Raw genomic sequence first — 1,288 nt, forward strand, 5'->3', positions numbered from 1 at the left:
GGCGGCGGGCTTGACCCTGAACGATGGTGTGGTGATCGACGAGCACGCCCGAACCAGTGACCCAGCCATCGTTGCCGCCGGAGACTGTGCCAGCAAGTACATCTCTCGATACGGTCGCCGAGTCCGGCTGGAGTGCGTACCCGGAGCAACCGATCAGGCGAAACTCGCCGCGGCTACCCTTTGCGGGAAGTCCAAGAGCGCAGTGTCGCTGCCCTGGTTCTGGTCAGATCAATACGATCTCAAGCTGCAGATCGCCGGTCTCAACACCGGTTACGACGAAGTCGTCCTCAGCGGTGACCCCACCCGGGACCGCGACTTCAGCTGCTTCTACCTCCGTGGTGGCGAGCTCCTTGCTGCAGACTGCATCAACCGCCCCCGCGATTTCATGTTCAGCAAGCGAGCCATCACCCAGCAGCTTCCCGTCGATAGGGCCGAGCTGATGCTCGGCGGACTTGCCCGCAGTTGATCGATCGTGGGTGTTGGATACGACGAGCAGCGACCGTGTTTCGGAAAGGAACATCAATTGACGACCGTGATTCGCCACCCTCGTCGAGCGGGGTGGGACCCGGAGTGTGAAGCGATTCGGCACCACATGCTGCGCACCTACACCTGCCCAGCGTTGAGACCGTCGTAGAGACACTGAGGTGAGACACCCGGTCAGTGTGGATTGAGGCTGGGGCCTCGTCGCGCCGGCGGCGGATCCGCAGGGCCCGTGGTCCGACCGGGCGAAGCGCCGGTCCTTTACCGCGGACTTCACACGTCGGATCGTTGCTGAATATGATGCGGCCCCCGCCGGCGCGAAGGGCGCCGTCCTGCGCCGGGGGCGTCTCTATGATTCGCACGTCAAGGAATAGCGGGCCGCGATCGCCGCCGGCACCCTGGGCGGGGTGAAGAAGGCTGGCCGCAGCCCGCGCAGTCCCGAGCAGGCCCGCATCGCCGAGCTGGAACGCAAGCTCGGCAAGGCTGAGGCCGAGTCGGCGCGTAAGGACGAGGTCCTCGCCGAGATCCAGTCCCACCCTGCGCACGTCCTCGATCCGCTGTTCGATCATGTGACCGAGCGCGGCGGTGATGAGGTCCTCCCGGGTCGGGAAGTGGTGCTGTGCGGCGCCCCGGGAGACGCCGGCGGCGGCGGCCACCGCACCCACGGTGGTCGCCGCCCAGCCCTGTGTCGCCAGGAGATCGATGGAGGCACCGAGCAGTCGTTCCCGCGTGAGGCGGCTACGGTCCTGCTTGGGGGTCCGTTGCTCGGGCTCCGTCATACATCCTCCTGTTACCAGTCCTGCTCGTC

General features: G+C 66.1%; 1 protein-coding gene and 1 pseudogene. One reads left to right on the plus strand and one right to left on the minus strand.

The annotated features are described in order from the left end of the window. The coding region (locus G6018_RS06295; RefSeq protein WP_277817758.1) for an oxidoreductase C-terminal domain-containing protein at positions 1-466 on the plus strand (466 nt) is incomplete at its 5' end. 535 nt (positions 467-1,001) lie between these two features. Here the strand turns inward: G6018_RS06295 and G6018_RS06300 are convergent. Then, positions 1,002-1,259 (minus strand): annotated as a pseudogene (locus G6018_RS06300) (TetR family transcriptional regulator); the annotation flags it as partial. Positions 1,260-1,288: the final 29 nt, after the last annotated feature.

Origin of the sequence: Dietzia sp. DQ11-44, from assembly GCF_014145205.1 — a bacterium.
Classification (GTDB): domain Bacteria; phylum Actinomycetota; class Actinomycetes; order Mycobacteriales; family Mycobacteriaceae; genus Dietzia; species Dietzia natronolimnaea.